The 25,198-nt window shown below is 68.1% G+C and carries 25 protein-coding genes, 1 pseudogene and 1 riboswitch; of the genes and pseudogenes, 11 read left to right on the top strand and 15 right to left on the bottom strand.

What is annotated here, in order from left to right:
• Nucleotides 1–114: hypothetical protein (locus tag A5624_RS29440; protein WP_369827452.1), on the top strand; the 114-nt coding region annotated here is incomplete at its 5' end.
• Nucleotides 115–142: 28 nt separating this feature from the next.
• On the opposite strand, the gene A5624_RS06940 is transcribed toward A5624_RS29440, so the two are convergent.
• Genes A5624_RS06940 through A5624_RS06925 form a run of 4 tightly spaced genes read right to left on the bottom strand, consistent with a single transcriptional unit; the run spans nt 143 to nt 3,853 of the window.
• Nucleotides 143–565: a VOC family protein gene (locus tag A5624_RS06940; protein ID WP_066863654.1), complete on the bottom strand. Its 423-nt coding sequence runs from the start codon at nt 563–565 to the stop codon at nt 143–145.
• Nucleotides 566–567: 2 nt separating this feature from the next.
• Complete coding sequence (locus A5624_RS06935; protein WP_066863641.1) at nt 568–1,299, bottom strand: class I SAM-dependent methyltransferase; 732 nt, start codon at nt 1,297–1,299, stop codon at nt 568–570.
• Complete coding sequence (locus A5624_RS06930) at nt 1,296–2,438, bottom strand: homoserine O-acetyltransferase (protein WP_066863638.1); 1,143 nt, start codon at nt 2,436–2,438, stop codon at nt 1,296–1,298. The genes A5624_RS06935 and A5624_RS06930 overlap by 4 nt, the downstream gene beginning before the upstream one ends.
• A gap of 11 nt (nt 2,439–2,449) precedes the next feature.
• Entirely contained in the window at nt 2,450–3,853 is a 1,404-nt protein-coding gene (locus A5624_RS06925) for a bifunctional o-acetylhomoserine/o-acetylserine sulfhydrylase (protein WP_369827451.1), read from the bottom strand.
• A gap of 129 nt (nt 3,854–3,982) precedes the next feature.
• Nucleotides 3,983–4,105, bottom strand: a riboswitch (SAM riboswitch).
• Between the two features lie 151 nt (nt 4,106–4,256).
• On the opposite strand from A5624_RS06925, the gene A5624_RS06920 reads away from it, so the two are divergent.
• The gene (locus A5624_RS06920; protein WP_066863632.1) at nt 4,257–6,491 is read left to right on the top strand and encodes an NADP-dependent isocitrate dehydrogenase; all 2,235 of its coding nucleotides are present in this window, start codon (nt 4,257–4,259) and stop codon (nt 6,489–6,491) included.
• A 27-nt stretch (nt 6,492–6,518) separates the two neighbouring features.
• Nucleotides 6,519–7,748, top strand: a complete 1,230-nt coding sequence (locus A5624_RS06915; RefSeq protein ID WP_066863629.1) for an NADP-dependent isocitrate dehydrogenase — start codon at nt 6,519–6,521, stop codon at nt 7,746–7,748.
• Here A5624_RS06915 and A5624_RS06910 read toward each other — a convergent pair.
• Nucleotides 7,741–8,550 carry an alpha/beta fold hydrolase gene (locus A5624_RS06910; protein WP_066863651.1) on the bottom strand — a complete coding sequence of 270 codons (810 nt, stop codon included), beginning with the start codon at nt 8,548–8,550 and terminating at the stop codon, nt 7,741–7,743. The two genes, A5624_RS06915 and A5624_RS06910, sit on opposite strands and share 8 nt — an antisense overlap.
• 214 nt (nt 8,551–8,764) lie before the next feature.
• Between A5624_RS06910 and trpS the strand changes: the two genes are divergently transcribed.
• Nucleotides 8,765–9,796: a tryptophan--tRNA ligase gene (gene trpS, locus A5624_RS06905; protein ID WP_066863626.1), complete on the top strand. Its 1,032-nt coding sequence runs from the start codon at nt 8,765–8,767 to the stop codon at nt 9,794–9,796.
• A gap of 41 nt (nt 9,797–9,837) precedes the next feature.
• Nucleotides 9,838–10,875, top strand: coding sequence for an inner membrane protein YhjD (gene yhjD, locus A5624_RS06900; RefSeq protein ID WP_066863623.1), 1,038 nt, complete (start codon nt 9,838–9,840; stop codon nt 10,873–10,875).
• Here the strand turns inward: yhjD and A5624_RS06895 are convergent.
• From A5624_RS06895 to A5624_RS06880, 4 genes are all read right to left on the bottom strand, one after another.
• Nucleotides 10,872–11,186 (bottom strand): multidrug efflux SMR transporter, encoded by a 315-nt coding sequence (locus A5624_RS06895; RefSeq protein WP_066863620.1) that lies wholly within the window; start codon nt 11,184–11,186, stop codon nt 10,872–10,874. The genes yhjD and A5624_RS06895 overlap by 4 nt on opposite strands.
• A gap of 72 nt (nt 11,187–11,258) precedes the next feature.
• Nucleotides 11,259–12,392, bottom strand: a complete 1,134-nt coding sequence (nagA, locus tag A5624_RS06890) for an N-acetylglucosamine-6-phosphate deacetylase (RefSeq protein WP_066863617.1) — start codon at nt 12,390–12,392, stop codon at nt 11,259–11,261.
• The gene (locus A5624_RS06885) at nt 12,383–13,747 is read right to left on the bottom strand and encodes a sugar porter family MFS transporter (protein ID WP_066863614.1); all 1,365 of its coding nucleotides are present in this window, start codon (nt 13,745–13,747) and stop codon (nt 12,383–12,385) included. The genes nagA and A5624_RS06885 overlap by 10 nt, the downstream gene beginning before the upstream one ends.
• A 5-nt stretch (nt 13,748–13,752) precedes the next feature.
• Nucleotides 13,753–14,994 carry a D-alanyl-D-alanine carboxypeptidase family protein gene (locus A5624_RS06880; protein ID WP_066863611.1) on the bottom strand — a complete coding sequence of 414 codons (1,242 nt, stop codon included), beginning with the start codon at nt 14,992–14,994 and terminating at the stop codon, nt 13,753–13,755.
• 227 nt (nt 14,995–15,221) lie between these two features.
• Here A5624_RS06880 and A5624_RS06875 point away from each other — a divergent pair, with 227 nt between their 5' ends.
• On the top strand, nt 15,222–15,473 hold the full coding sequence (locus A5624_RS06875) for a hypothetical protein (RefSeq protein WP_066863646.1): 252 nt from the start codon (nt 15,222–15,224) through the stop codon (nt 15,471–15,473).
• Here the strand turns inward: A5624_RS06875 and A5624_RS06870 are convergent.
• A complete protein-coding gene (locus tag A5624_RS06870) occupies nt 15,448–16,791 on the bottom strand; it encodes an aspartate aminotransferase family protein (protein ID WP_066863608.1) in 1,344 nt (447 codons plus the stop codon). The genes A5624_RS06875 and A5624_RS06870 overlap by 26 nt on opposite strands.
• Before the next feature lie 26 nt (nt 16,792–16,817).
• On the opposite strand from A5624_RS06870, the gene A5624_RS06865 reads away from it, so the two are divergent.
• Nucleotides 16,818–17,750: a sigma-70 family RNA polymerase sigma factor gene (locus A5624_RS06865; protein WP_066863605.1), complete on the top strand. Its 933-nt coding sequence runs from the start codon at nt 16,818–16,820 to the stop codon at nt 17,748–17,750.
• Here A5624_RS06865 and A5624_RS06860 read toward each other — a convergent pair.
• A pseudogene (locus A5624_RS06860) lies at nt 17,713–18,354 on the bottom strand (carboxymuconolactone decarboxylase family protein); the annotation flags it as partial. The gene A5624_RS06865 and the pseudogene A5624_RS06860 overlap by 38 nt on opposite strands.
• Before the next feature lie 121 nt (nt 18,355–18,475).
• On the opposite strand from A5624_RS06860, the gene A5624_RS06855 reads away from it, so the two are divergent.
• On the top strand, nt 18,476–18,958 hold the full coding sequence (locus A5624_RS06855) for a hypothetical protein (protein WP_082990510.1): 483 nt from the start codon (nt 18,476–18,478) through the stop codon (nt 18,956–18,958).
• 26 nt (nt 18,959–18,984) lie between these two features.
• On the opposite strand, the gene A5624_RS06850 is transcribed toward A5624_RS06855, so the two are convergent.
• Genes A5624_RS06850 through sdhC form a run of 4 tightly spaced genes read right to left on the bottom strand, consistent with a single transcriptional unit; the run spans nt 18,985 to nt 22,360 of the window.
• Complete coding sequence (locus A5624_RS06850; RefSeq protein ID WP_066863599.1) at nt 18,985–19,797, bottom strand: succinate dehydrogenase iron-sulfur subunit; 813 nt, start codon at nt 19,795–19,797, stop codon at nt 18,985–18,987.
• A complete protein-coding gene (gene sdhA / locus A5624_RS06845; RefSeq protein WP_066863592.1) occupies nt 19,797–21,551 on the bottom strand; it encodes a succinate dehydrogenase flavoprotein subunit in 1,755 nt (584 codons plus the stop codon). The genes A5624_RS06850 and sdhA overlap by 1 nt, the downstream gene beginning before the upstream one ends.
• Nucleotides 21,552–21,554: 3 nt before the next feature.
• Nucleotides 21,555–22,025 (bottom strand): succinate dehydrogenase hydrophobic membrane anchor subunit, encoded by a 471-nt coding sequence (locus A5624_RS06840; protein ID WP_066863589.1) that lies wholly within the window; start codon nt 22,023–22,025, stop codon nt 21,555–21,557.
• Complete coding sequence (gene sdhC, locus A5624_RS06835) at nt 22,022–22,360, bottom strand: succinate dehydrogenase, cytochrome b556 subunit (RefSeq protein ID WP_066863585.1); 339 nt, start codon at nt 22,358–22,360, stop codon at nt 22,022–22,024. The genes A5624_RS06840 and sdhC overlap by 4 nt, the downstream gene beginning before the upstream one ends.
• A gap of 259 nt (nt 22,361–22,619) precedes the next feature.
• On the opposite strand from sdhC, the gene A5624_RS06830 reads away from it, so the two are divergent.
• The 3 genes from A5624_RS06830 to A5624_RS06820 all read left to right on the top strand — a co-directional run.
• Nucleotides 22,620–23,024, top strand: coding sequence for a cytidine deaminase (locus A5624_RS06830; RefSeq protein ID WP_066863580.1), 405 nt, complete (start codon nt 22,620–22,622; stop codon nt 23,022–23,024).
• 49 nt (nt 23,025–23,073) lie between these two features.
• Nucleotides 23,074–24,207 carry a hypothetical protein gene (locus tag A5624_RS06825; RefSeq protein ID WP_156748884.1) on the top strand — a complete coding sequence of 378 codons (1,134 nt, stop codon included), beginning with the start codon at nt 23,074–23,076 and terminating at the stop codon, nt 24,205–24,207.
• A 15-nt stretch (nt 24,208–24,222) separates the two neighbouring features.
• Nucleotides 24,223–25,198 (top strand): thymidine phosphorylase (locus A5624_RS06820; RefSeq protein WP_232002216.1); only part of this gene is annotated, 976 nt, incomplete at its 3' end.

Raw genomic sequence — 25,198 nt, 5'->3', positions numbered from 1 at the left:
GGCGACACCCAATGGAAACCACCCCCACACCTCGACACCGGCCAACCCCGCACCAACACCTTCCACCACCCCGAAAAGCTGCTGCGAAACGAGGATGAGGACGACGGGTGGTAACCCGGCTGGGGTACCTGAACTCCAGTGATCAGCCGGGCACTGTGATCGCGCCGTCTTCGGCTAGCGAGAAACCCGGGTTGTAGGCGACCTCCCACGCGTGACCATCGAGATCGCGGAATGCGCCCGCATACCCGCCATAGAAGGTGTCGCCAGCAGCACGCGTGATCGTCGCTCCGGCATCTTCTGCCTCGGCGAGGATCTCGTCCACTTCGGAACGCGAGCGCACGTTGTGTGCCAAAGCGACACCACCGAAGCCGTCATCGCCTTGGTCGGCGATGCCGAGATCGGCCGAAAGCTTGTCGCGCGCCCACAGGCTCACCGCGAGACCGCCGGCCTGAAAGAAGACCGTTTCCTGCACTTCTTGACCGCGCCAGCCGAGGCGTTCATAGAATCGGTAAGCGCGATCCAGATCGGCAACGCCGAGGGTGATCACACTCAGCCGTTGCTCCATGCTCACCCGGCCAGCGTCGCGCGGGTGCACACGGTGACGTAGGGCAGCGCCAAGCCCGTTGAATTCGCCAGCGCCGGATGGGTGGCCAGCAATTCGCGAACCTGATCGAGCGTCCTGGTGCGGACCTCGGTCGGCGAAGTGATGCAATAGCTGCGGGACGCGACGAGATCGATCAGCGCTTGCGGCGTAAGGTAACTCGTCCACTCCACCTGATGATGCGCCACATCGGTGAACGGCTCGGGCAGCGTCACCCGGGTGCGGCCGTCGCCGTCGCTGCCGATGATCTGGCCCAGTTCGCGCACCCAGCCGAGGCGTTCGTCGCGGGTGTTCCACACCAGACCCAGCCGCCCGCCGGGCCGCAACACGCGAGCCACCTCGGGCACCGCGCGCTCGGGATCCACCCAGTGCCAGGCCTGCGCCACCAGCACCACGTCAACGCTGTTGTCCTCCAACGGGATCTCTTCCGCGGTGCCCAGCAGCGCCCGGGTCTCCGGTAGCGAGGTGCGCAACACCTCGAGCATGTCCGGGATCGGGTCGACGGCCACCACGTCCAGGCCGCGCTCCACCAGCCGGGTGGTCAGCTTCCCGGTGCCGGCACCGAGGTCGAGCACTCGGCGCGCCCCGACGGGCAGCAGCCAGTCGATCGCTTCCGGGGGATAGGAGGGGCGCCCACGCTCGTAAGCCGCGGCCGCCGAGCCGAACGAGAGGGAGCGGTCTTGCCGCGAGCGCGTCACGATTGCGACGTGCCTTCCCCGTCGTCCGCCAATGCCAGTGTCTGACGGATCAATTCGCCGACGGCGTCGGTTTCCACCAGGAAGCCGTCGTGCCCTAACAGCGAGTCCACCACCCGCAGGCCGGCGCAGCCGGGCAGCTGCTCGGCCAGCTCCTGCTGCAAGCGCAGCGGGTACAGCCGGTCGGAGGTGATGCCGCCGACCACCACCGGAACCGGGCAGCTAGACAACGCGTTACGAACCCCGCCACGGTTTCGGCCGACGTCGTGACTGTTCAGCACCTCGGTCAGCACCACGTAGCTGCCCGCGTCGAAGCGCTCCACCAGCTTGTCGCCCTGATACTCCAGGTAGCTCTGCATGGCGTAGCGGCCGCCGTTGTTCGGATCCTCGCCGTCCTGCCCGTGGTTGCCGAACCGGGCGTCCAGCTCGGCCTCACCGCGATAGGTCAGGTGCGCGAAGCGACGGGCGATCGCCAGCCCGGCGTCGGGCGCGAAGCCGGTGTCGTGGTAGTCACCGCCCTGCCAGTTCGGGTCGGCCTTGATCGCCGCGATCTGGGTGGTCTGGGTGCCGATCTGATCGGCGGTGGCCCGCGCCCCCACCGCCAAAAGCAGACCGGCCCGTACCCGGCCCGGATAACCGACGATCCACTCCAAAGCCCTTGCACCACCCAAAGATCCGCCGACCACCGCGGCGACCCGTTCGATCCCCAACGCGGCCAGCGCTGTGATATCGGCGTCGACCTGGTCGCGGACCGTGATGCGGGGAAACCGTGAGCCCCAAGGCTTTCCGTCCCGGGCCCGGGAGCTGGGTCCGGTGGAGCCGCGGCAACCACCCAGCACGTTGGTGGCCAGCGCGCACCAGCGGTTGGTGTCGATGGGCGCGCCCGGCCCGACCATCCCGTCCCACCAGCCGCCGGTGGGATGCCCGGGTCCGGCCGGCCCGGTGATGTGCGAGTCGCCGGTCAGCGCGTGCAGCACCACCACCACGTTGTCCCGTGTCGGCGACAACTCGCCCCAGCGCTGGACGGCGATGTGCACGTCGTCGATGACGGCGCCGCCCTCGGTGGTCAGCGAGCCGATGTCGACGAAGCCGATTTCGCCTTCTTCGGGCAGCGTCTGGGTCGGGACGCCGGAGATCGCCATCGCCGGGCTCCTTAGAACGCCGCCACGGCTTGCGGGTCGGTGCCCGACGCCCCCGCGCTCACACCGAATTTGGCTGCCGCGGCGAAGCCGAGCTCGAGGTCGGCCAGGATGTCGTCGATGCCCTCGATGCCGACGGCCAGCCGCACCAGGCCGGGGCTGACCCCGGTGCTCAGCTGTTCCTGCGGGCTCAGCTGGGCATGCGTGGTGGACGCCGGGTGGATCACCAGCGAGCGCACGTCGCCGATGTTGGCGACGTGGCTGTGCAGCTTCAGCGCGTTCACGAATGCCTTGCCGGCCTCGACGCCGCCGGCCAGCTCGAACGCCAGCACCGCGCCGGTTCCCTTGGGCGCCAACTTCTTTGCCCGCTCGTGCCACGGCGAGCTGGGCAGGCCCGCGTAGTTCACCGACAGCACGCCGTCGTGGCCGGCCAGGTACTCGGCCACCCGCTGCGCGTTGGCGACGTGGCGCTCCATGCGCAGGCTCAGCGTCTCGATGCCCTGGGCGACCAGGAACGCGTTGAACGGCGACGCGGCCGACCCCAGGTCGCGCAGCAGCTGCACGCGCGCCTTGAGCGCGTAGGCCGGCGGACCGAGCTCGGCGAACACCACACCGTGGTAGCTCGGGTCGGGGGTGGTGAATCCCGGGAAGCGGCCCTGCGTCCAGTCGAAGGTGCCGCCGTCGACGATGACCCCGGCGATCGCCGAGCCGTGGCCGCCGAGGTACTTGGTGGCCGAGTGCACGACGATGTCGGCGCCGTGGGAGAACGGCTGAATCAGGTACGGCGTGGCGATGGTGTTGTCGACGATCAGCGGGACGCCGTTGCCGTGCGCGACCCCGGCGACACCGGGGATGTCGAGGATGTCGATCTGCGGGTTGGAGATCGTCTCGGCGAAGAACGCCTTGGTGTTCGGCCGGACCGCGGCCTGCCACGAATCCAGGTCGTCGGGATCCTCGACGAAGGTTACCTCGATGCCGAGCTTGGCCAGCGAGTAGTGCAGCAGGTTGTACGTCCCGCCGTAGAGGCGCGGGCTCGACACGATGTGATCTCCGGCACTCGCCAGGTTCAATATGGCGAAAGTCTCAGCGGCCTGCCCGGAGGCCAGGAACAGCGCCGCAACCCCGCCCTCGAGCGCGGCGATGCGCTGCTCGACGACGTCGGTGGTCGGGTTGCCGATCCGGGTGTAGATGTTGCCCGGCACTTCCAGCCCGAACAGGGCGGCGGCGTGCGTGGTGTCGTCGAAGGTGTACGACGTGGTCTGGTAGATCGGCAGGGCTCGGGCGTTGGTGGCCGGGTCCGGCTGCTGGCCGGCGTGCACCTGCTTGGTCTCGAACGACCAGTGCGCGGTCGGATCGGTGTCGTGATCGGCGTTGTCGGAGGTCACGGGATCGCTTTCTGGTGGTAGGGGAATGTGCATCGGGCGGCCGGGACGCGAGGATGAGGCGTCCACCGGCGGCGCGGATTAGCAGCGACGCACGAGCGGGCGTGATTGGGTCGGGAGAATGCACATCACGTTTCCCTGTCTACTCAGGGGCCCGTCATGGCGGACCCGCGCTTGCCGGATAGCCGGTGTGTGTGGCTACTCAACCTGGTCATCACCCGGGGCACCCCACCGCGGTTGGAGGGTTGCCGGCCAGCAAGCCGGGGCTTGATGCTGGCGCTCATGACCAATACGAAGATTATCTTACTGTGCCGACTCAGTGCTAACCCCGGCGGTGCGCGTGCAGGTCGACACCTGTCCAAACACCCTTGATAACGTGGCAGTCAGAACGCTGAGCCCCCAAAATTTCCAACCCATCATTGACGCCGGGAGAGGGATCGTGAGCGCCGAACAGCCGACCGTCATCTACACACTGACCGACGAAGCGCCGCTGCTGGCGACTTATGCGTTCCTGCCTATCGTGCGTGCCTTCGCCGAGCCGGCGGGCATCCAGATCAAGACCAGCGACATCTCGGTGGCCGCCCGCATTCTGGCCGAGTTCCCCGAGCACCTGACCGAAGAACAGCGGGTGCCGGACAACCTGGGCGAACTGGGCCGGCTGACCGAGCTGCCCGACACCAACATCATCAAGCTGCCGAACATCAGCGCCTCGGTTCCGCAGCTGATCGCCGCGGTCAAGGAGCTGCAGGGCAAGGGATACAAGATTCCGGACTTTCCGCAGAGCCCAAAGACGGACGAGGACAAGCAGATTCGCGCCCGCTACGCCAAATGCCTTGGCAGCGCGGTAAACCCGGTACTGCGGCAGGGCAACTCGGACCGGCGTGCGCCCAAGGCGGTCAAGGAGTACGCCCGCAAGCACCCGCACAGCATGGGGGACTGGTCACCGGCCTCGCGCACGCACGTCGCGACAATGCGGCACGGCGACTTCTACCACGGTGAGAAGTCGATGACGCTGGACCGCGCGCGCAACGTGAAGATGGTGCTGGAGACCAAGGGCGGACAGACCCTGGAGCTCAAGCCCGAGGTCGAGCTGCGCGACGGTGACGTCATCGACTCCATGTTCATGAGCAAGAAGGCCCTCGTCGAGTTCTACGAGGAGCAGATGCAGGACGCCTACGAAACCGGCGTGATGTTCTCGCTGCACGTCAAGGCGACGATGATGAAGGTGTCGCACCCGATCGTCTTCGGTCACGCGGTGAAGGTCTTCTACAAGGACGCCTTCGCCAAGCACCAGGAGCTCTTCGACGAGCTCGGCGTCGACGTCAACAACGGCCTGAGCGACTTGTACAGCAAGATCGAATCGCTGCCCGCGTCGCTGCACGAGGAGATCATCCGCGACCTGCACGCCTGCCACGAACACCGCCCCGAGCTGGCCATGGTCGATTCGGCCAAGGGCATCACCAACTTTCACTCGCCCAGCGACGTGATCGTGGATGCCTCGATGCCGGCGATGATCCGCGCCGGCGGCAAGATGTGGGGCGCCGACGGGCGGCAGAAGGACACCAAGGCGGTCAACCCCGAATCCACGTTCTCCCGCATTTACCAAGAGATCATCAACTTCTGCAAAACCCATGGGCAGTTCGATCCGACGACGATGGGCACGGTTCCCAACGTCGGGCTGATGGCGCAGCAGGCCGAGGAGTACGGCTCGCACGACAAGACTTTCGAGATCCCCGAGGACGGCGTCGCCAACATCGTCGACCTCGACAGCGGGGAAGTGCTGCTGACCCAGAACGTGGAGGAGGGCGACATCTGGCGGATGCCCATCGTCACCGATGAGGCGATCCGCGACTGGGTCAAGCTGGCCGTCACCCGGGCGCGTAACTCCGGCATGACTGTGGTGTTCTGGCTCGACACCGAGCGACCGCACGAGGTCGAGCTGCGCAAGAAGGTCAAGGCGTACCTGAAGGAGCACGACACCGAGGGCCTGGAGATCCAGATCATGCCGCAGGTGTGGGCCATGCGGTACACGATCGAGCGCGCGATGCGGGGGCAGGACACCATCGCCGCGACCGGAAACATCCTGCGCGACTACCTCACCGACCTGTTCCCGATCCTGGAGCTGGGCACCAGCGCCAAGATGCTGTCCATCGTGCCGTTGATGGCCGGCGGCGGCATGTATGAGACCGGGGCGGGCGGTTCGGCGCCCAAGCACGTCCACCAGCTGGTGGAGGAGAACCACCTGCGGTGGGATTCGCTGGGCGAATTCCTCGCTCTCGGAGCGTGTTTCGAAGACATCGGCATCAAGACCGACAACGAGCGCGCCAAGGTACTGGGCAAGACGCTGGATGCCGCGATCGGCAAGCTGCTGGAGAACAACAAGAGCCCGTCGCGCAAGACCGGCGAGCTCGACAACCGCGGCAGCCAGTTCTACCTGGCGCTGTACTGGGCGGCCGAACTGGCGAAGTCCGACGACGAGGAGTTGCGCCAGCACTTCGCCCCGCTGGCCGACTCGCTGGCCGAGAACGAAGAGACCATCGTGTCCGAACTGGCCGAGGCGCAGGGCGAGACGGTCGACATCGGCGGCTACTACTACCCGGACAGCGAGAAGACGACGGCAATCATGCGGCCCAGCAAGACATTCAACGAGGCGCTAGCGGCTTCAACCGGCTAGGGCCGCAAGCAGGAAGCCGGACTCGGTATGGCAGGCGAAGCCAAGATCAAGGTCAAGGGCCGCGTCGTAGAGCTCGACGGTGACGAAATGACCCGCGTCATCTGGAAGTTCATCAAGGACCTGCTGATCCTGCCGCACCTCGACATCGACCTGGACTACTACGACCTGGGCATCGAGCATCGCGACCGCACCGACGACCAGGTGACGATCGACGCGGCCTACGCCATCAAGAGGCACGGCGTGGGCGTCAAGTGCGCGACCATCACCCCCGACGAGGCCCGCGTCCAGGAGTTCAACCTGAAGAAGATGTGGCTCTCGCCCAATGGGACGATCCGGAACATTCTGGGCGGCACCATCTTCCGTGAGCCCATCGTGATCTCGAACGTGCCGCGGCTGGTGCCGGGCTGGACCAAGCCGATCGTCATCGGCCGCCACGCCTTCGGCGACCAGTACCGGTCGACCAACTTCAAGGTCGACAAACCCGGAACCGTCGCAATCACTTTCACCCCCGCCGACGGCAGCGAGCCGCTGGTGCACGAGATGGTGTCCATCCCCGACGACGGTGGCGTGGTGATGGGGATGTACAACTTCAAGGACTCCATCCGCGATTTCGCCCGCGCCTCGTTGCAGTACGGGCTGAACGCCAAGTGGCCGGTGTACCTGTCCACCAAGAACACCATCCTCAAGGCCTACGACGGCGTGTTCAAAGACGAGTTCCAGCGCGTCTACGACGAGGAGTTCAAGGACGAGTTCGAGGCGCAAGGACTGACCTACGAGCACCGGTTGATCGACGACATGGTCGCGGCCTGCCTGAAGTGGGAGGGCGGCTACGTGTGGGCCTGCAAGAACTACGACGGGGACGTCCAGTCGGACCTCGTGGCGCAGGGTTACGGCTCACTGGGGCTGATGACGTCGGTGCTGATGACCGCGGACGGCAAGACGGTCGAGGCCGAGGCCGCGCACGGCACCGTCACCCGGCACTTCCGCCAGTACCAGGCCGGCAAGCCGACCTCGACCAACCCGATCGCCTCGATTTTCGCCTGGACGCGCGGACTGGCGCACCGCGGCAAGCTGGACGACACCCCCGAGGTGACCGAGTTCGCGCAAACCCTGGAGAATGTGGTGGTCTCCACGGTCGAGAGCGGGAAGATGACCAAGGACCTGGCCATCCTGATCGGCCCCGATCAGGAGTGGCAGCGCAGCGAGGAATTCCTCAACTCGATCGCCGAGAACCTGGAAAAACGGCTGGCTAGCTAGCCGGTGGCTGGTGCCGGTCCGCACGCCGGTCGGCCCCGGCGGCGCATTCGTCGACGAAGTCGGCGATGACCGCGGTCACCCGGTCGGGCGCCTCGAACATCGGCACGTGCCCGACGCCGTCGAGCTCGGTCATCTTCGTCCCCTCGGGCAGGTAGTCGGTGAAGTGCCGGTAGAACCTGCTCGCGGGCACCACGCGGTCCTTCTCGCACAGCACCAGCTGGACGGGCACCGCGGTGTCGGCCAACTGCAGCAGGCCCGGATCCAGCAGCGACTTGACGAGCAGCTGGAAGTACGCGGGGCAGTGCGCGGCGTCGTCGACGACGACGGACAGCTGCTCGGAGCTGATGCCGTCCGGCCGTGCCGTGAGCGGCAGGGTCGCCAGCCGCCTGCTGAGCGGCAACCGGAGCACCCGCTCACCGAAGAGCCGGGCCAGCGCCAGGAAGGGCATGCCCGCGATGAACTTGCTGATCACCTCGAACTTCACCGGGCTCCACCGCGTCCATCCGCCGGCGGCGCCGATGCCGGTCACGCTGCGCGCGCGCCCGCGCCGCTCCAGCTCGAAGGCGACCCAACCGCCCAGCGAGTTGCCGACCAGGTGGGCGGTCTCCCAGCCCAGCTGGTCGAGCTGGCGCTCGACGTGGTCGGCCAACACCGACGAGCTCAGCAGCCAGGTGCCCGCGTAGGGCCCGCCGTTGTGCCCGGCCATCGTCGGCGCGAAGACCTCGAAGCGGCCGGTGTCGGCCAGCCGCGGCGCGACCGGCTCCCACACCGTCTGCGACATCAGGAACCCGTGCAGCATCAGCACCGGCTCTGCGGAACCATCCCTGGGACCGAGGTGGATCGGCGAACGGGCCGAAGGCGACGCCGAGTGAGCGGGGCTCACGCGGAAGGAGCCGAGCAGACGAGCTTGCGCATAACCCGACAGTAAAGCCGGTACCGCCGGTACCGCAACACGCGGGGTGACGGGCGCCGGTCCGTGCGGCCGCGGCGGCCGCGCGTGAAAAGATCGGTGCATCATGAGCACCGCTACCGGATCCAGCCGGATTTTCTCCGGCGTGCAGCCCACCTCCGACTCGCTTCACCTGGGTAATGCGCTGGGCGCCGTCAGGCAGTGGGTCGCGCTGCAGGACGACTGGGGGGATGACTGGGACGCGTTCTTCTGCGTGGTCGACCTGCACGCCATCACCGTCGCCCAGGATCCCGAGGCGCTGCGTCGTCGCACCCTGATCACCGCCGCCCAATACCTGGCGCTGGGCATCGACCCGGCCCGCAGCACCGTGTTCGTGCAGAGCCACGTGCCGGCGCACACCCAGTTGGCCTGGGTGCTGGGGTGCTTCACCGGCTTCGGGCAGGCGTCGCGGATGACGCAGTTCAAGGACAAGTCGCTGCGCCAGGGCGCCGACTCCACCACGGTCGGGTTGTTCACCTACCCGGTGTTGCAGGCGGCCGACGTGCTGGCCTACGACACCGATCTGGTGCCGGTGGGCGAGGACCAGCGCCAGCACCTCGAGCTGGCGCGCGACATCGCCGAGCGCGTCAACAGCCGCTTCCCGGACACGTTCGTGGTGCCGGACATGCTCATTCCCAAGGCCACCGCAAAGATCTACGACCTGCAGGATCCGACGTCGAAGATGAGCAAGTCCGCGGCCACCGATGCCGGGTTGATCAACCTGCTCGACGATCCGGCGGTGTCGGCCAAGAAGATTCGCTCCGCGGTCACCGACAGCGAGCGCGAGATCCGTTTCGACACCGAGGCCAAGCCGGGTGTGTCCAACCTGTTGAGCATCCAGTCCGCGGTCACCGGCGTCGCGATCGACACGCTCGTGGACGGCTATGCCGGAAGGGGTTACGGCGATTTGAAGAAGGACACCGCGGAGGCGGTCGTCGAGTTCGTCGCGCCGATCAAGGCCCGCGTCGACGAACTGTCCGCCGATGTGGGCGAATTGGAGGCGGTGTTGGCCGCCGGGGCGGAAAAGGCCAACGATGTGGCCGGGAAAACGGTCCGGCGGGTTTACGATCGGCTTGGGTTTCTTCCACCAGGGAGCTAGATCCCCAAGGAGCTAGATCCGCTTCTCATTGGAGTCGTGCGATGAGCGAGCCGGCCAAGCCGGGCATTTTCGATCGACTGCGGACCCGCTACGGGTGGATCGACCATGTCATCCGCGCCTACCAGCGTTTCGACGAGCGCAACGGCGGGTTCTTCGCGGCCGGCCTCACCTATTACACGATCTTCGCGTTGTTTCCTTTGCTCATGGTCGGTTTCGCGGTCTTCGGGTTCGTGCTGGCCCGTCGGCCCCAGTTGTTGAGCACCATCGACGACCACATCCGTTCCCAGGTGAACGGCGCGCTGGGTAATCAGCTGCAGGAATTGATGAACTCGGCGATCGATGCCCGAACCTCGGTCGGTGTCATCGGTTTGGCCACCGCGGTGTGGGCGGGCCTGGGCTGGATTTCGCACCTGCGCCAGGCGTTGACGGAGATGTGGTGGGACACCCACATCGAGTCACCGGGCTTCGTGCGCAACAAGCTTTCCGACCTGCTGGCGATGGTGGGGACGTTCGCGGTGATCGTGGTCACCGTCGCGCTGACCACCGTCGGCCACACCGCGCCCATGGCCGCCTTGCTGAAATGGCTTGGCATACCCCGGTTTATAGTGTTCGACTGGCTGTTCTGGCTGATCTCGCTTTTGATCGCGACGCTGGTGTCGTGGCTGCTGTTCACCTGGATGATCGCCCGGCTGCCCCGCGAGAAGGTCAGCCTGACCGATTCGATGCGCGCCGGGCTGATCGCCGCGATCGGCTTCGAGGTGTTCAAACAGGTGGCGTCGATCTATCTGAGGACGGTGCTGCGCAGCCCCGCCGGCGCGGCGTTCGGGCCGGTGCTGGGGTTGATGGTGTTCGCCTACATCACCGCCTATCTCGTCCTGTTCTGCACCGCCTGGGCGGCGACGGCGTCCACGGATCCGCGCAGTCAGCCCGTCGCCCCTCCGGCACCGGCGATCATCGCCCCGCGGGTGCAGATGGACGAGGGCCTGGGCACCCGCCAGACGTTGACGGCGATGGCGCTGGGAGCCGTTGGCGCGCTGACGCTTTCCCGCATCGCGCGCTTCACCCGCCGCGCTCGCTAGCCGACCAGCTTCAGGCCCGCGACGCAGGCCACGATCCCGGCGATCAGCACCAGCTTGATCGGCGACGCCGATTCGTCACCGGCCAGCGTCGCATAGCCCGCCGTGAGCGCGGCCCCGATGCCGACCCAGACCGCGTAACTGGTTCCGACCGGCAGCGTGCGCATGGCGATCGCCAGCCCGGTCATCGAAAGGGCCACGGCCGCAAGGAAAACCAGTGAAGGGACCGGTCGGGAGAAGCCGTCCGATTTGTTCAGGGCGGTCGCCCACACCGCCTCCAGGATCCCCGACACAATCAGGACAAGCCAGGCCATCACGCACCTCCACGGCGCCGTCTTGTCGCTGGCCGGGTACGGGCCTGGTGTCAGGTGCTGACGGGCTCGATGCTAACAAACGTCGCGCGGGCGACCCTGCCAGGTGCCGCGCACCATGACGTCAGAGATGCCTAAACGTTCGTCCAGCACAACGAGATTGGCGTCATAATCCGTCCTGAGTTCACCGACCCGCCCCAGGCCTAGGGCCCGCGCCGGCGTCGCGGCCGTCGCCTGCACGGCCGGCGCCAGCCCCGCGTCGGCGTGCACGGTGCGGAAGAGTTGATCCATGGTGGCGGTGCTGCCGGCGATCGTCGACGTCCCATGCACCCGCGCCACGCCGGCGACCACGTCGATGGCCACCGCGCCGAGCCGAAACGCGCCGTCGGGGCGGCCGGCCGCGGCGATCGCGTCGGTGACCACGGCGACCCGGTCCGCTCCGGCGGCCGCGATCACCGCCCGTACCACGTCGGGGTGCAGGTGCACGCCGTCGGCGATCAGCTCGACGACCACGCGCGGGTCGCGAAGCAGGGCCAGGGCCGGGCCGGGCTCGCGATGGTGCAGCGGCGGCATCGCGTTGAACAGATGCGTGCCGACCGTGGCGCCCAGCGCGATGGCATGCCGGGTCTGCTCGTAGGTCGCGTCGGTATGGCCGAGCGCCACAACGACTCCCGCGTCAACGAACCGCCGGATCGCCGCGTCGGCCCCGGGCAGCTCGGGTGCCAGTGTCACCATCCGGATGGCGTCGCCGCCCGCGGCCAGCACCGCGTCGATCTCGGCCGGGTCCGGATCGCGCAGCTGGGTGCGGTCGTGGGCCCCGCAGTGTGCCCGGCTCAGCCACGGCCCCTCGAGGTGGATGCCCGCGACGGTCCCGCGGCCGGTGGCATCGGCCAGCGCCCGCACCCCGGCGAGCAGATCGGTCGGTGACGCGGTCACCAGGCTGGCCAGCGTGGTGGTAGTGCCGTGCCGCAGGTGGAACGCGGCGGCGCCGGCGATGCCGTCGGCGTCGGTGTAGGAGGCGCCGCCGCCGCCGTGCACGTGCATGTCGATAAAGCCAGGGACCACAGTGCAATTCGGGAAATCTTGGTCGGCCGGCCGCGGCGGCGGCCCGGGCGCGCAGGCCGCGATCCGTTCACCGGCGGTCTGCAGCCAGCCCGGGCGACAGACCTCGCCGTCGAGCACCATGGTGCCCGCGGCGATCACGGGCACGGATTCTCCCAGCGGCCGCCGTTTTCCCAGAAGTGGCGGATGTCCTCGAGCTGGCGGCCCTTGGTCTCCGGCGCGTAGCGGTAGACGAAGACGAATGCGACCGCCGCAAGCGCGGCGAACAGCGCGAAAGTCCCTGCGCCGCCCAGCGAATGGAGCAGGGTCAGGAAGACGGCGGCGATGATGGCGTTAGCCACCAGGTTGGAGGTCAACATGGTGCTCGATCCGATCGAGCGTAGTCGCGACGGGAAGCTTTCGCTGGCGTACACCCAGCCCAGGGAGCCGAAGCCCATGGTGTAGCCGATGATGAACAACAGGATGCCGGCGAAGCCGGCGATGGCGCCGCCGAAGCCCTGGCCGAAGACGGCCATCAGCACGACGTCGGCGGCGATCATCATGGCGGTGCCCCACAACAGGATTGGCCGTCGGCCCACCCGGTCGACCAGCAGCAGCGCCGCGCCGACGGCGGCCAGCCCGGCGACCTGCAGCAGCGCCGGCAGCCCGAGCAGCGCGAAATTCCCGGTGAAGCCCATGGCCTGAAAGATGCGGGGGCTGTAATAGATGATCGCGTTGATGCCGGTGATCTGGATCAGGAAGCCGAGCACCACCACGAAGGCGGTGGCCCGCAGGTACGGGGGGCGCAGCATCTCGGCGAACCCGCCCCCGGCGCCGGGGGCGGCCTCGCCGAGCGCGCGGCCGATCTCGGCCAGTTCCTCGTCGACGCGCGCCGTCGGTTCGACCCGCAGCAGCGCCTGGCGGGCGTCGTCCATCCGGCCCTTGAGCACGTACCACCGGGCGGTGTCGGGCATGCCAATGATCAACGGCAGCAACAGGATTGCGGGCACGCAGGCCAGGCCCAGCATCCACCGCCAGCCGTGGGTGCCGGCCAGCACGTAACCGGTCAGGTAGCCGACGATCAGGCCGGAAACGATCGCCAGCTGATAGGCCGTCAGCAGCGAGCCGCGCACCGCCGTCGGGGCCGATTCGGCCACGTACACCGGGACCACCACCACCGTCACACCGATGGTCATGCCCAGCAGCAGCCGCGCCGCCAACAGCATCGGCAGCGAGATCGAGAACGCGGCCAGCAGCGCGAAAACCGCGTAGGCGCACAGGATCAGCACCACCGATCGTTTGCGCCCGATGACGTTGGCCAGCACGCCGGCGCCCAGCGCCCCGACAATCTGGCCGATCACCACCATCGTGGTGAGCAGTTCCTGCTGGCGCGTGGACAAGCCGAAGTCCTCGGTGACGAACAACTGCGCCCCGGCGATGATGGACAGGTCGTAACCGTAGATGACGCCGACGCTGGCGGCGGTCAGCCCGACCAGCAGTCCGCGCCGCGATCCGCGTGCCACGGCGCTCAGCGGTGCTGCGGTCGGCGGTTCATCGAGCGGGCCATCATGATCAGCGCGAACACCACGACGGTGCCGATGACCGCCACGCCCACTCGGATCGGCATGGCGTCGGCCGACGGGATGATCCCGTCCGCCGCGGCGTTGCTGGCGAGCGGGTCGGCGGCGGTGTCACGCTTGGCCGGCGCCAGCGACGGGTCGGGGGCGATCAGCGAGCCGACCTGGGTGCCCTGCGGCGTGGAGAAGCCGTAGTCCAGCAGGTGCGCGGCCTGTTCCCACGGCGCGATCGGTTGACGCGTGCCGTGCAGCAGCACCGCCACCAGGCGTCGTCCGTCGTGGTTGGCCGCGCCCACGAACGTCTGGCCCGCGTCGTCGGTGTAACCCGTCTTGCCGCCCAGGGCGCCGGGATACTTGTAGAGCAGCTGGTTGTCGTTCTCCAGCTCGTAGCCCGGGTGGTCGCCGTGGCCGGGGAAGTCGAACGTCCGTGTCGCGACGATGTCGGCGAACGTCGGGTTCTGCCAGGCGTAGCGGTAGAACAACCCGATGTCGTAGGCCGAGGTGCTCATGCCCGGCGCGTCCAGGCCCGACGGCGAGGCCACCCGGGTGTCCTGGCCGCCCAGCTTGGCCGACAGCACGTTGATCTTCTCCAGCGCCTGCTGCATGCCGCCCAGCTGCATGGCCAGCGCGTGCGCGGCGTCGTTGCCGGAGTGCATCAGCAGCCCGTGCAGCAGCTGGTTGACGGTGAAGACCCCGCCCTCCTCGACGCCGACCTTCGTGCCCTCGGCCGCGGCGTCGTCGGCGGTCCCGGGAACCGCCTTATTGAGGTTGAGCGCGTTGATGGAGGCCATCGCGACCAGCACCTTGATGATGCTGGCCGGGCGGTGCCGCCCGTGTGGGTCCTTGGCCGCGATCACCGCGCCGCTGTCCAGGTCCGCGACCAGCCACGCGTCCGCGGAGACGTCGTTCGGCAGCGGCGGCGTGTTCGGCGCGGTGACGATGCCGCAGCTGCCCAGCGCGTCACCACCGACGGGCTTGGCGGGCACCGCCAGCGGGATCGGCGGGTCGCCGGCGGTCGGGGCCTCGGAGGAATCCACCGCGGGCGGCGTGGTCACCTTGTACGGGCAGTTGGCCGGCGCGGCATTCGGCTCGGCGCCGGGCTCGGCGGTGGCGAGCGGCACCCCGAGCGTGACCGGGGCGGCGGTCAGGAAAAGCGCCGCTGCCAGGCATGATGCGGAACGTAACAGGGTCATCGTCTGAGCACAGTAAGCGATCGACCGCCCGAATCCGGGGAGCCGCGCTGTGACTGGTGAGACGGAAGTTACTGAGCCTGGTCGGTCGGGCCGGGTTACGCTGGGCACGCGGTCAGTTCGGAACCCATCGACCGCCCCGAATCCCCGAGGGATGTGCCATTTCAAACGATCGGTTCTGGTCTCGAACGTGGTCTCAGTTGCGGCGCGACGGCGACGGCCCACGATCGTTGGAACAGCTGCTCAAGCGGGTGGAGAAAGGCAGCCAGGTCCGCGGCTCCGACGACGACCGGGTGCTGGAAGAGCTGAAACTGCATCGCGACGCCACCCCCGAGGGCGACCTGCGGTCCGCACTGGCCTGGCTGTGCAACGCTCAGTCGCGGATCACCAGCAGCCCCACCACGGCGCATTCCCGCGAGGTGTTGCTGGCCGCTTACGAGGTCAAGCGGATCCTGGCTACAGCCGGCGGCACTCGTCGCTGAGCACGCCGCGCAGCGCCGCCTCGATGAGGTCGAATTCGGACTGCCCACTGATCAGCGGCGGCGCCAGCTGAATGACCGAATCGCCGCGGTCGTCGGTGCGGCAATACAGCCCCGCCTCGAACAGCGCCGCGGAGACCCGGGCGAGCAGCGGGCGGCGCTCGTCGTCGCTGAAGGTCTGCCTGGTGCCCTGGTCCTTGACCAGTTCCACGCCGTAGAAGAAACCCTCGCCGCGCACGTCGCCGACGATGGGCAGGTCGTAGAGCTTCTCCAGGGTGGCGCGGAACGCGGGCGCGTGGGTTCTGACGTGATCATTGAGGCCCTCGCGCTCGAAGATGTCCAGGTTGGCCAGCCCGACGGCCGCCGAAACCGGGTGCCCGCCAAAGGTATAGCCGTGCGGGAACATGGTGGCGCCGTCGTTGAACGGCTCGAACAGCCGCTCGCTGGCGATCATGGCGCCGATCGGTGAGTAGCCCGACGTCATTCCCTTGGCGCAGGTGATCATGTCGGGCACGTAGCCGAAGTCGCCGATGTCCGACGAGCAGGCGAACATCGACCCCATCCGGCCGAACGCGCAGATCACCTCGTCGGAGACCAGCAGTACGTCGTATTCGTCGCAGATCTGGCGCACCCGCTCGAAATAGCCTGGGGGAGGCGGGATGCTGCCGCCGGCGTTCTGCACCGGCTCCAGGAACACCGCGGCCACGGTGTCGGGGCCCTCGAACTCGATGGCCTCGGCGATCCGGTCGGCGGCCCACCGCCCGAACGCCTTCGGGTCGGTGCGCAGCGTCTCCGGCGCCCGGTAGAGGTTGGTGTTGGGCACCCGGAAGCCACCGGGCGTCACCGGCTCGAACGGGGCCTTGTATTTCGGCAGCCCGGTGATGGCCAGCGCGCCCTGGGTGGTGCCGTGGTAGGCGACTGAGCGCGAAATCACCTTGTGCTTACCGGGTTTGCCGGTGAGCTTGAAGTACTGCTTGGCCAGTTTCCACGCGGTCTCGACGGCCTCGGTGCCGCCGGTGGTGAAGAAGACCCGGTTCACATCGCCCGGGGTGTGGCCGGCGAGGCGTTCGGCCAGCTCGATCGCCGGTGCAGTGGCGTAGCCCCACAGTGGGAAGAACGCCAGCGTGCTCGCCTGGCGGGCGGCGACCTCGGCGAGCTCGGCGCGGCCGTGGCCGACCTGGACGGTGAACAGGCCGGACAGGCCGTCGAGGTAGCTCTTGCCGCGGTCGTCGTAGATGGTGACACCCTCGCCGCGCGTGATGATCGGCGGCGTGATGTCCGGGCCGTGCCGGGCGAAGTGCAGCCAGAGGTTGTCAGTCATGTTGTTGGTGAGCGTAACCTCGCGACATGACCGCAGCGCAGCAGGTCAGCGAGTTCGAGTCGCTACGGCCCCATCTCATGGCGGTGGCCTACCGGCTCACCGGCACGGTGGCCGACGCCGAGGACATCGTCCAGGACGCCTGGCTGCGCTGGCACCGGCAGGAGCCCGACAAGGCAGAGATCGCCGACCTGCGGGCCTGGCTGACCACGGTGGTTAGCAGGCTCGGCCTGGACAGGCTGCGCTCGGCCGCGCACCGCCGCGAGAGCTACACCGGCAACTGGCTGCCCGAGCCGGTGGTCACCGGGTTCGGCTCCACCGCTTCGGAAGCCGATCCGCTGTCCGCGGTGGTGGCCGGCGAGGACGCGCGGTTCGCCGCGATGGTCGTGCTGGAGCGGTTGTCACCGGATCAGCGGGTCGCCTTCGTGCTGCACGACGGGTTCGCCGTGCCGTTCGCGGAGGTGGCCGAGGTGCTGGGCACCAACGAGGCCGCCGCGCGGCAGCTGGCGTCGCGGGCCCGCAAGGCCGTCTCGGCCGAGCCCGCACCCAAGCCCGATCCGGCGCACGCCGAGGTGGTCGGCAAATTGCTGGCCGCCATGGCCGCAGGGGACCTGGAAGCCGTGGTGGCGCTGCTGCACCCCGACGTGGTCCTGACGGGCGATGCGAATGGCAAGGCGCCCACCGCAATCAACGTCATCCACGGCGCCGACAAGGTGGCCCGGTTCTTCTTCGGCCTGGCCCAGCGCTACGGCCCGGCGATGTTCACCTCGTATCAGCTGGGGTTGGTCAACGGCGAGCTCGGGGGTTACACGCCCGGCTGCCCCGCCAGCGACGGCTACCGCGAGCTGATGCCGCGGATCATGGCCGCGACCGTGCGCAACGGAAAGGTCTGCGCCCTATGGGATATCGCCAATCCCGACAAATTCACCGGCTCCCCGCTGCGGGCTCGTCGAGCTGGTTAGCCCACGGAACCCGGCACGCGTCACCGGAATTGAAGCCCTGCTCGGTGATGCCGAGTGCGGAATTCACCCGGGCCCGCATGTTCTCCAACCCGATCTGATAGGTCAGCTCGAACACACCGGCGTCGCCGAAGCGGGCCCGCAGATCGTCGACCTGCTCGTCGGTGACGGTGTGCGGATCGGTGGTCATCGCGGCGGCATAGGCGATGGCCGCGCGCTCGTCGTCGGTGAATGCCGTTGAGGTGGCGTAGTTGTCGATGTCCTTGAGGCGCTGGATGTCCAGGCCGTCCAGGCGCTGCAGCATCGATCCGAAGTCGACGCACCACGAGCAGCCGACCTGGCGCGCGGTCCACAACACGGCCAGCTCGCGCACGCTGGTGGGCAGCGTTTTCGACGCCCGGTCGACCATCGTCTCGTGCAGGGCGCTGGCGATCATCAGCTTGCGATGATGTGCGGCCACGGCGAACGGCTCGGGAACCTGGCCGTAGCGCCGCTTGGCGATCCGGTACATGGCCCGGGTCAGCAACCCGGTGCGCTTGGGGGGCAGGGGCTCGATGCGGGTTTTCTGTGTCATACCGATCAGACGAGGCGGCCACGCGTTGTGTGACAGGTCCGGCGAGGCGCCGGTGGTGAGCAGGTGTTTCCCGCGGTGAGGTCCGGGTACCCGGACCTCACCCTCGTCGCGCCAACCGGCGCGGCGGGGTAGCGAGAGGGTGAGGAGATTGAAGATGACCTCTCAAAACGATCAACAGTCCGACGATTCGAGGCTGGAACATTTCGACGATCCCGAGCTGGGCAGCGGTGCGCGCGACACCGGCACGGACACTCCCGAGCCCGGCGGGGCAGATCGTCCGGTGGGCACCGTGGACGAAGACGCGAATCCGCCGATGAGCGATCCGACCGCGTCCGATGTCTACAGCGGCACCGGCGAATTGCCCCCGCAGGACACCGGAAGCGCGATCCCGCCCTACGAGGGACGCCAACAGAGTGCCGCGGGTGACTCGGGTGACTCGGGAGGCGCGGGCGGCGCCACGAGACCGGAGACGAATCCCGATTACACGTCGGCCAGCCCGTCGGATACCCCGGGCGGGGCGACTCAGTCCCCGGCGGACGAGCAACCCGCTTCACAAATGCCGGAAACCGACCTCGGCGACGACCGCGTCGGGCCGGCGCACGTCGCGGGTACTCGTACCGGGGAGTCGAAGCCCTGATCTGACGACGTGTCGCCGCGAAACGCCTAGCGCGAGAACATGATCGCGCGCTTGACCTCTTGGATCGCCTTGGTGATCTGAATGCCGCGCGGGCAGGCCTCGGTGCAGTTGAACGTGGTGCGGCAGCGCCACACGCCGTCGACCTCGTTGAGGATGTCCAGGCGCTCAGCGGCGGCCTCGTCGCGGCTGTCGAAGATGAACCGGTGCGCGTTGACGATCGCCGCCGGGCCGTAGTAGCTGCCCTCGTGCCAGAAGATCGGGCAGCTGGTGGTGCACGCCGCGCACAGGATGCACTTGGTGGTGTCGTCGTAGCGGGCGCGGTCGGTCGGACTCTGGATGCGTTCGCGGGTCGGGGGGTTGCCGGTCGTGATCAGGTACGGCTTCACCGCGCGGTAGGCGTCGAAGAACGGCTCCATGTCGACCACCAGGTCCTTCTCCACCGGCAGCCCACGGATCGGCTCGACCGTGATGGTGAGTTGCTTGCCCGGCTCCTTGGGCAGCAGGTCGCGCATCAGCACCTTGCATGCCAGCCGGTTGACGCCGTTGATCCGCATGGCGTCCGAGCCGCACACGCCGTGCGCGCAGGAACGCCGGAAGGTCAGCGTGCCGTCCAGGTAGCTCTTGATGTAGATCAGCAGGTTGAGCATCCGGTCGCTGGGCAGGCACGGCACCCGAAAGCTCTGCCAGCCACCGGTTTCCGCGTAGGCGTCGGGCTGGTCGGGGTTGAACCGGGCGATCTTGACGGTCACCATCACCGCCCCGTCCGGAATCGCCGGCAGCGGCGGTTCCAGGCTGGTCTCGACCTCGGCTGCCTCTTCGGTTCCGACGCTCTCGGCCATCAGTACTTCCGTTCCTTCGGTTCGTAGCGCGTCTGCACCACCGGCTTGAAGTCCAGCGCGATGTCGCTCAGCAGATCGCTGCCCTGCTTGTAGGCCATGGTGTGGCGCATGAAGTTGACGTCGTCGCGGTTGGGGTAGTCCTCGCGGGCGTGGCCGCCGCGCGACTCCTTGCGATTCAGCGCACCGACCACGGTGACCTCGGCCAGCTCCAGCAAGAAGCCCAGTTCGATGGCCTCCAGCAGGTCGCTGTTGAACCGTTTCCCCTTGTCGTGCACGCTGATTCGGGCGTAGCGCTCCTTCAGCGCGTGGATGTCGGTGAGCGCCTGCTTGAGCGTCTCCTCGGTGCGGAACACCGCGGCGTTGTTGTCCATCGACTGCTGCAACGCGTTGCGGATGTCGGCGACGCGCTCATTGCCGTGCTCGGAGAGGATGTCGCCGACCCAGCCCACCACCATCGCCGCCGGTTCCGGCGGCATGTCCACGAAGTCGTGGCCCCGCGCGTACGACGCCGCGGCGATGCCGGCCCGGCGGCCGAACACGTTGATGTCCAGCAGCGAATTGGTGCCCAGCCGGTTGGCCCCGTGCACCGACACGCACGCGCACTCGCCGGCCGCGTACAGGCCCGGCACCGTAGATGTGTTGTCCCGCAACACCTGTCCGGTCACGGTGGTGGGGATGCCGCCCATCACGTAGTGACAGGTCGGGTAGACGGGAACCAACTCGTGCACCGGGTCCACGCCCAGGTAGGTGCGGGCGAACTCGGTGATGTCGGGCAGCTTGGCCTCCAGCACGTCCTCACCGAGGTGGCGGACGTCGATGTAGACGTAATCCTTGTGTGGGCCAGCGCCGCGACCCTCCAGAACCTCCAAAACCATGGAGCGGGCCACGATGTCGCGCGGCGCCAGGTCAACGATCGTCGGGGCGTAGCGCTCCATGAAGCGCTCACCCTCGCCGTTGAGCAACCGGCCGCCCTCACCGCGCACCGCCTCGGAGATCAGGATGCCCAGGCCGGCCAAGCCCGTCGGATGGAACTGGTGAAACTCCATGTCCTCCAACGGAAGTCCCTTGCGGAAGACGATGCCGATGCCGTCGCCGGTCAGCGTGTGCGCGTTGGAGGTGGTCTTGTACATCCGGCCCGAACCGCCGGTGGCCAGCACGACCGCCTTGGCGTGGAAGACGTGGATGTCGCCGGTGGCCAGCTCATAGGCCACCACGCCGGTGGCCACCGGCCCGCTCGGGGTCTGGGTGAGCACCAGGTCCAGCGCATAGAACTCGTTGAAGAACTGGACGTCGTGGCGCACGCAGTTCTGATACAACGTCTGCAGGATCATGTGGCCGGTGCGGTCGGCGGCGTAGCAGGCCCGGCGCACCGGGGCCTTGCCGTGGTCGCGGGTGTGCCCGCCGAAGCGGCGCTGGTCGATGCGGCCCTCCGGGGTGCGGTTGAACGGCATCCCCATCTTCTCCAGGTCGAGCACCGCGTCGATGGCTTCCTTGCACATGATCTCCACCGCGTCCTGGTCGGCGAGGTAGTCGCCGCCCTTGACGGTGTCGAAGGTGTGCCATTCCCAGTTGTCCTCTTCGACGTTGGCCAGCGCCGCGCACATGCCGCCCTGCGCCGCCCCGGTGTGGCTGCGGGTGGGGTAGAGCTTGGTCAGCACCGCGGTGCGCACCCGCGGGCCCGCCTCCACCGCGGCCCGCATGCCGGCACCACCCGCGCCGACGATCACCACGTCGTACCGGTGTTGCTGGATCATCGATCAGCCTCCGATATTCGGGTCGAATGTCAGCAGCACGTAGGTGCCCAGCACCAACGTGAACCCCATCGACAACAACAGCAGGCTGTTGAGCCAGAAGCGGGTGCTGTCCTTGCGGCTGTAGTCGTCGATGATGGTGCGCAGGCCGTTGCCGCCGTGCAGCTGCGCCAGCCACAGCAGCGCCAGGTCCCAGAACTGCCAGAACGGCGACGCCCAGCGCTGCGCCACATAGTTGAAGTCGATGCGGTAAACGCCGTTATCCCACATCAACATGATGAACAGGTGCCCGATCGCCAGCACGAACAGCGCGATCCCGGAGAACCGCATGAACAGCCACGCGAACTTCTCGAAGTTGGGGATGCCGGCCCGCCGCCGCGGGGAGCGTGGGTTGTCCAGGCTGGCGGGGCGGTCATACAGGCGCTGTTTGACCGGGGCGAGCTCGCCGCGACCGAGCTGCAAATCCGGGCCGCTCATCGGAAGTGCTCCATCATGTGGATGACCGTCACCACGCCGGCCGGAACCATCAGCAGCAGGAACACGACGCCGACGATCCAGAACATCAACCTTTGATGGCGCGGGCCCTCGGACCAGAAGTCGATCAGGATCACCCGGATCCCGTTCAGGCCATGAAAGAGCACCGCCGCGACCAGGCCGTATTCCATCAGCCCGACGACCGGCATCTGGTAATCGTGGATCACCGCGTTGTAGGTCTGCGGGCTGACCCGCAGCATCGCGGCGTCCAGGACGTGGACGAACAGGAAAAAGAAGATCGTCGCGCCGCTGATCCGGTGCAGCACCCACGACCACATGCCTGGGTCGCCCCGGTACAGCGTGCGTGGTGGCCTGCGTTTGCGCGAGGGAGCCGGAGCCGCCGGATCCGCGGTTGTCGGTTGCGTAGTCACCCCAGTGTCACCCCAGTCCTGCGCCTTCTTCCGGCCTCAACGTCGGTCACGCCGGGCACTTGAGCTTAGCTCGGACACGCTGTGACTTGGGACAATGTCCGTCAAGCGAAATACCGTTTTGCGGATAGGGTGACTGTCGGAATCGGCCATCGGTGAGCGGGGATTCATGACGCCTGAGATCGACTGGAAGATGTTGCGGGACAAGGCAATAGATGCCGCCGAGGGTGCCTACGCACCGTACTCGCGATTCCGGGTCGGGGCGGCCGCGCTCGTCGATGACGGCCGGGTGGTGACCGGCTGCAATGTGGAGAACATCTCATATGGCCTCGGTCTCTGTGCCGAGTGTGCGGTGGTGTGCGCCCTGCATTCGGGCGGCGGTGGGCGCCTGGTGGCGCTGGCGTGCGTGGACGGGCGGGGATCGGTGCTGATGCCGTGCGGGCGGTGCCGCCAGGTGCTGGCCGAACACGGCGGCCCCGAGCTGCTGATCGACCATCCGCGCGGGCCGCGCCGGCTCGGCGACCTGCTGCCGGACGCTTTCGGGCCCGACGACCTGGCCCGCGGGCGCGACTGATGCACGCGGTCGCTTGCTGAGTGTTGCCGGTCGGCTTACCGTCATCCGTGTGCAACGGGGGAGCGCGCCGCCGATGGGATCGCTGCCCAGGCTTTTTGTTGCGGTGCTGATCGCGGCGAGTATGGGAGCCGCGGGATGCGCGTCGCAGTCACCCGCCGCAAAGCCGCCGTCGGGGACCTCGTCGCCGGCGCCGGCGTCGTCGTCCTGGGTGGAGGACTCCGTCTCCTTCCCGGTCGCGGACATGACCGTGTACGGCACGTTCCATCATCCGGCGGGGCATGGGCGGGCGGTGCCGGCGGCGCTGCTGATCGCCGGCAGTGGGCCGACGGATCGCAACGGTGACTCGGCCGCCATGCCGGGTCAGGTCGACACGCTGCGGAATCTGGCGCGGGCGCTGTCCGACGACGGCGTCGCCAGCTTGCGCTACGACAAGCTGGGCACCGGTCAGACCGGGCTCGGCCCCTACGCCACCGACCCGGCGAAGGTCGACATCGGCGTGTTCAAAGACGAGGCGGCCGCCGCGTTGAACTTCCTGGCCAACCAATCCGGCATCGACCGGACTCATCTGATGGCGCTCGGCCACAGCGAAGGCGCCCTCTACGCGATGATGCTGGCCACCGCCGCGCCCGGGACGGTTCCCGCGGTGCAGTCCTTGGGCCTGGTGGAACCGGCGAGCCGCCGCATCCTCGACCATGTGTCCGAGCAGGCCCACGCCCAGGCCGACGCCGCCGTCAGGTCTGGACGCGTCGCCGCGGCGCGGGCCGCCGAAAGCACCGCGGCGATCGACAACGCGATACAGCAGTTCCGCGCGACCGGCCAGGTCCCGCCCGACGAACCGCCCGGGCTGAAGTCGGTGATCAACGCCGCCAATGCGCACGCCCTGTTGCAGGAGGACGCGATCGACCCGCAGGCATTGGCGGCGAAGCTGCCGCGCAACATGCCGGTGCTGGTCACCTGCAGCGACGCCGATCTGCAGATCACCTGCCAGGACGTCGATTCCCTGGTGTCAGGCCTGACCAGCGCGGGCACCAAGACCGACTATGTCCACCTGACCGGGGTGAACCACGTCCTGAAAGAGGACGCCAGCGGAACGCCGGTCAATTACCCGAAGCCACTGCCGTTCTCCACCCAGCTCGTCGGCGCGCTGGCGTCGTTCGTCAAAGAGAACGGGACGACACCCTGAGCCCCGGGGAGCCACTTGGCTGACCCCGCGTTCGACGCGCCCACGGTGATCCGGACCAAGCGCGACGGCGGCCGGTTGTCCGACGCCGCCATCGACTGGGTCATCGGCGCCTACACCGACGGCCGGGTGGCCGAAGAACAGATGGCGGCGCTGCTGATGGCGATCCTGCTGCGCGGCATGGACCGCGCCGAGACCGCCCGGTGGACGGCGGCGATGCTGGCGTCGGGGGACACGCTCGATTTCGGTGACCTGGGCCTGGCCACCGTCGACAAGCACTCCACCGGCGGGGTGGGGGACAAGATCACCCTGCCGCTGGTGCCCGTCGTCGCCGCCTGCGGAGCCGCGGTCCCGCAGGCGTCGGGCCGCGGGCTCGGCCACACCGGCGGCACCCTGGACAAGCTGGAATCCATCACCGGGTTCACCGCCCAGCTGTCCAACCGGCGGGTGCGCGAGCAGCTTCGCGTCCTCGGCGCGGCCATCTTCGCCGCCGGCGACCTGGCCCCGGCCGACGCCAAGCTGTACGCGCTGCGCGACATCACCGCCACGGTCGAGTCGCTGCCGCTGATCGCCAGCTCGGTGATGAGCAAGAAGCTGGCCGAGGGGGCCGGCGCGCTGGTGCTCGACGTGAAGGTCGGTTCCGGGGCGTTCACCGACTCCGAAGCGCAGTCGCGCGAGCTGGCGCACACCATGGCGGAGCTGGGGGCGGCGCACGGCGTGCCCACCAGCGCGCTGCTGACGGACATGAACCGGCCGCTGGGCGCCACGGTCGGCAACGCCCTCGAAGTGGCCGAGTCGCTCGAGGTGCTGGCTGGGGGCGGGCCGCCCGACGTCGTCGAGCTGACCCTGCGGCTGGCCTCCGAGATGCTGGAGCTGGCCGGGATCGCCGACCGCGACCCCGCCGACACCCTGCGCGACGGCACCGAAACGCTCCGGGGTGTCGGTGTAGAGGGTGAACAACGGCTCGCCGGCGGTGACCGGTTCGCCGGGCCGG

The organism is Mycobacterium sp. 1482292.6 (assembly GCF_001672995.1).
Classification (GTDB): Bacteria; Actinomycetota; Actinomycetes; order Mycobacteriales; family Mycobacteriaceae; genus Mycobacterium; species Mycobacterium europaeum_A.
The sequence above is the reverse complement of the archived record's forward strand: the minus strand, read 5'-3'. Positions and strand labels throughout refer to the sequence as shown.

Excerpts from the sequence above, each read along its gene's own strand:
- A5624_RS06880 (WP_066863611.1), bottom strand. The coding sequence starts at position 14,994 with ATGACCCTGTTACGTTCCGCATCATGCCTGGCAGCGGCGCTTTTCCTG.
- A5624_RS06930 (WP_066863638.1), bottom strand. The coding sequence starts at position 2,438 with ATGGCGATCTCCGGCGTCCCGACCCAGACGCTGCCCGAAGAAGGCGAA.
- A5624_RS06855 (WP_082990510.1), top strand. The coding sequence starts at position 18,476 with ATGACCTCTCAAAACGATCAACAGTCCGACGATTCGAGGCTGGAACAT.
- A5624_RS06840 (WP_066863589.1), bottom strand. The coding sequence starts at position 22,025 with ATGAGCGGCCCGGATTTGCAGCTCGGTCGCGGCGAGCTCGCCCCGGTC.
- yhjD (WP_066863623.1), top strand. The coding sequence starts at position 9,838 with ATGAGCGAGCCGGCCAAGCCGGGCATTTTCGATCGACTGCGGACCCGC.
- A5624_RS06865 (WP_066863605.1), top strand. The coding sequence starts at position 16,818 with ATGACCGCAGCGCAGCAGGTCAGCGAGTTCGAGTCGCTACGGCCCCAT.
- sdhC (WP_066863585.1), bottom strand. The coding sequence starts at position 22,360 with ATGTGGTCGTGGGTGCTGCACCGGATCAGCGGCGCGACGATCTTCTTT.
- sdhA (WP_066863592.1), bottom strand. The coding sequence starts at position 21,551 with ATGATCCAGCAACACCGGTACGACGTGGTGATCGTCGGCGCGGGTGGT.
- A5624_RS06895 (WP_066863620.1), bottom strand. The coding sequence starts at position 11,186 with ATGGCCTGGCTTGTCCTGATTGTGTCGGGGATCCTGGAGGCGGTGTGG.
- A5624_RS06870 (WP_066863608.1), bottom strand. The coding sequence starts at position 16,791 with ATGACTGACAACCTCTGGCTGCACTTCGCCCGGCACGGCCCGGACATC.
- A5624_RS06925 (WP_369827451.1), bottom strand. The coding sequence starts at position 3,853 with ATGCACATTCCCCTACCACCAGAAAGCGATCCCGTGACCTCCGACAAC.
- A5624_RS06940 (WP_066863654.1), bottom strand. The coding sequence starts at position 565 with ATGGAGCAACGGCTGAGTGTGATCACCCTCGGCGTTGCCGATCTGGAT.
- A5624_RS06915 (WP_066863629.1), top strand. The coding sequence starts at position 6,519 with ATGGCAGGCGAAGCCAAGATCAAGGTCAAGGGCCGCGTCGTAGAGCTC.
- trpS (WP_066863626.1), top strand. The coding sequence starts at position 8,765 with ATGAGCACCGCTACCGGATCCAGCCGGATTTTCTCCGGCGTGCAGCCC.
- A5624_RS06830 (WP_066863580.1), top strand. The coding sequence starts at position 22,620 with ATGACGCCTGAGATCGACTGGAAGATGTTGCGGGACAAGGCAATAGAT.
- A5624_RS06850 (WP_066863599.1), bottom strand. The coding sequence starts at position 19,797 with ATGGCCGAGAGCGTCGGAACCGAAGAGGCAGCCGAGGTCGAGACCAGC.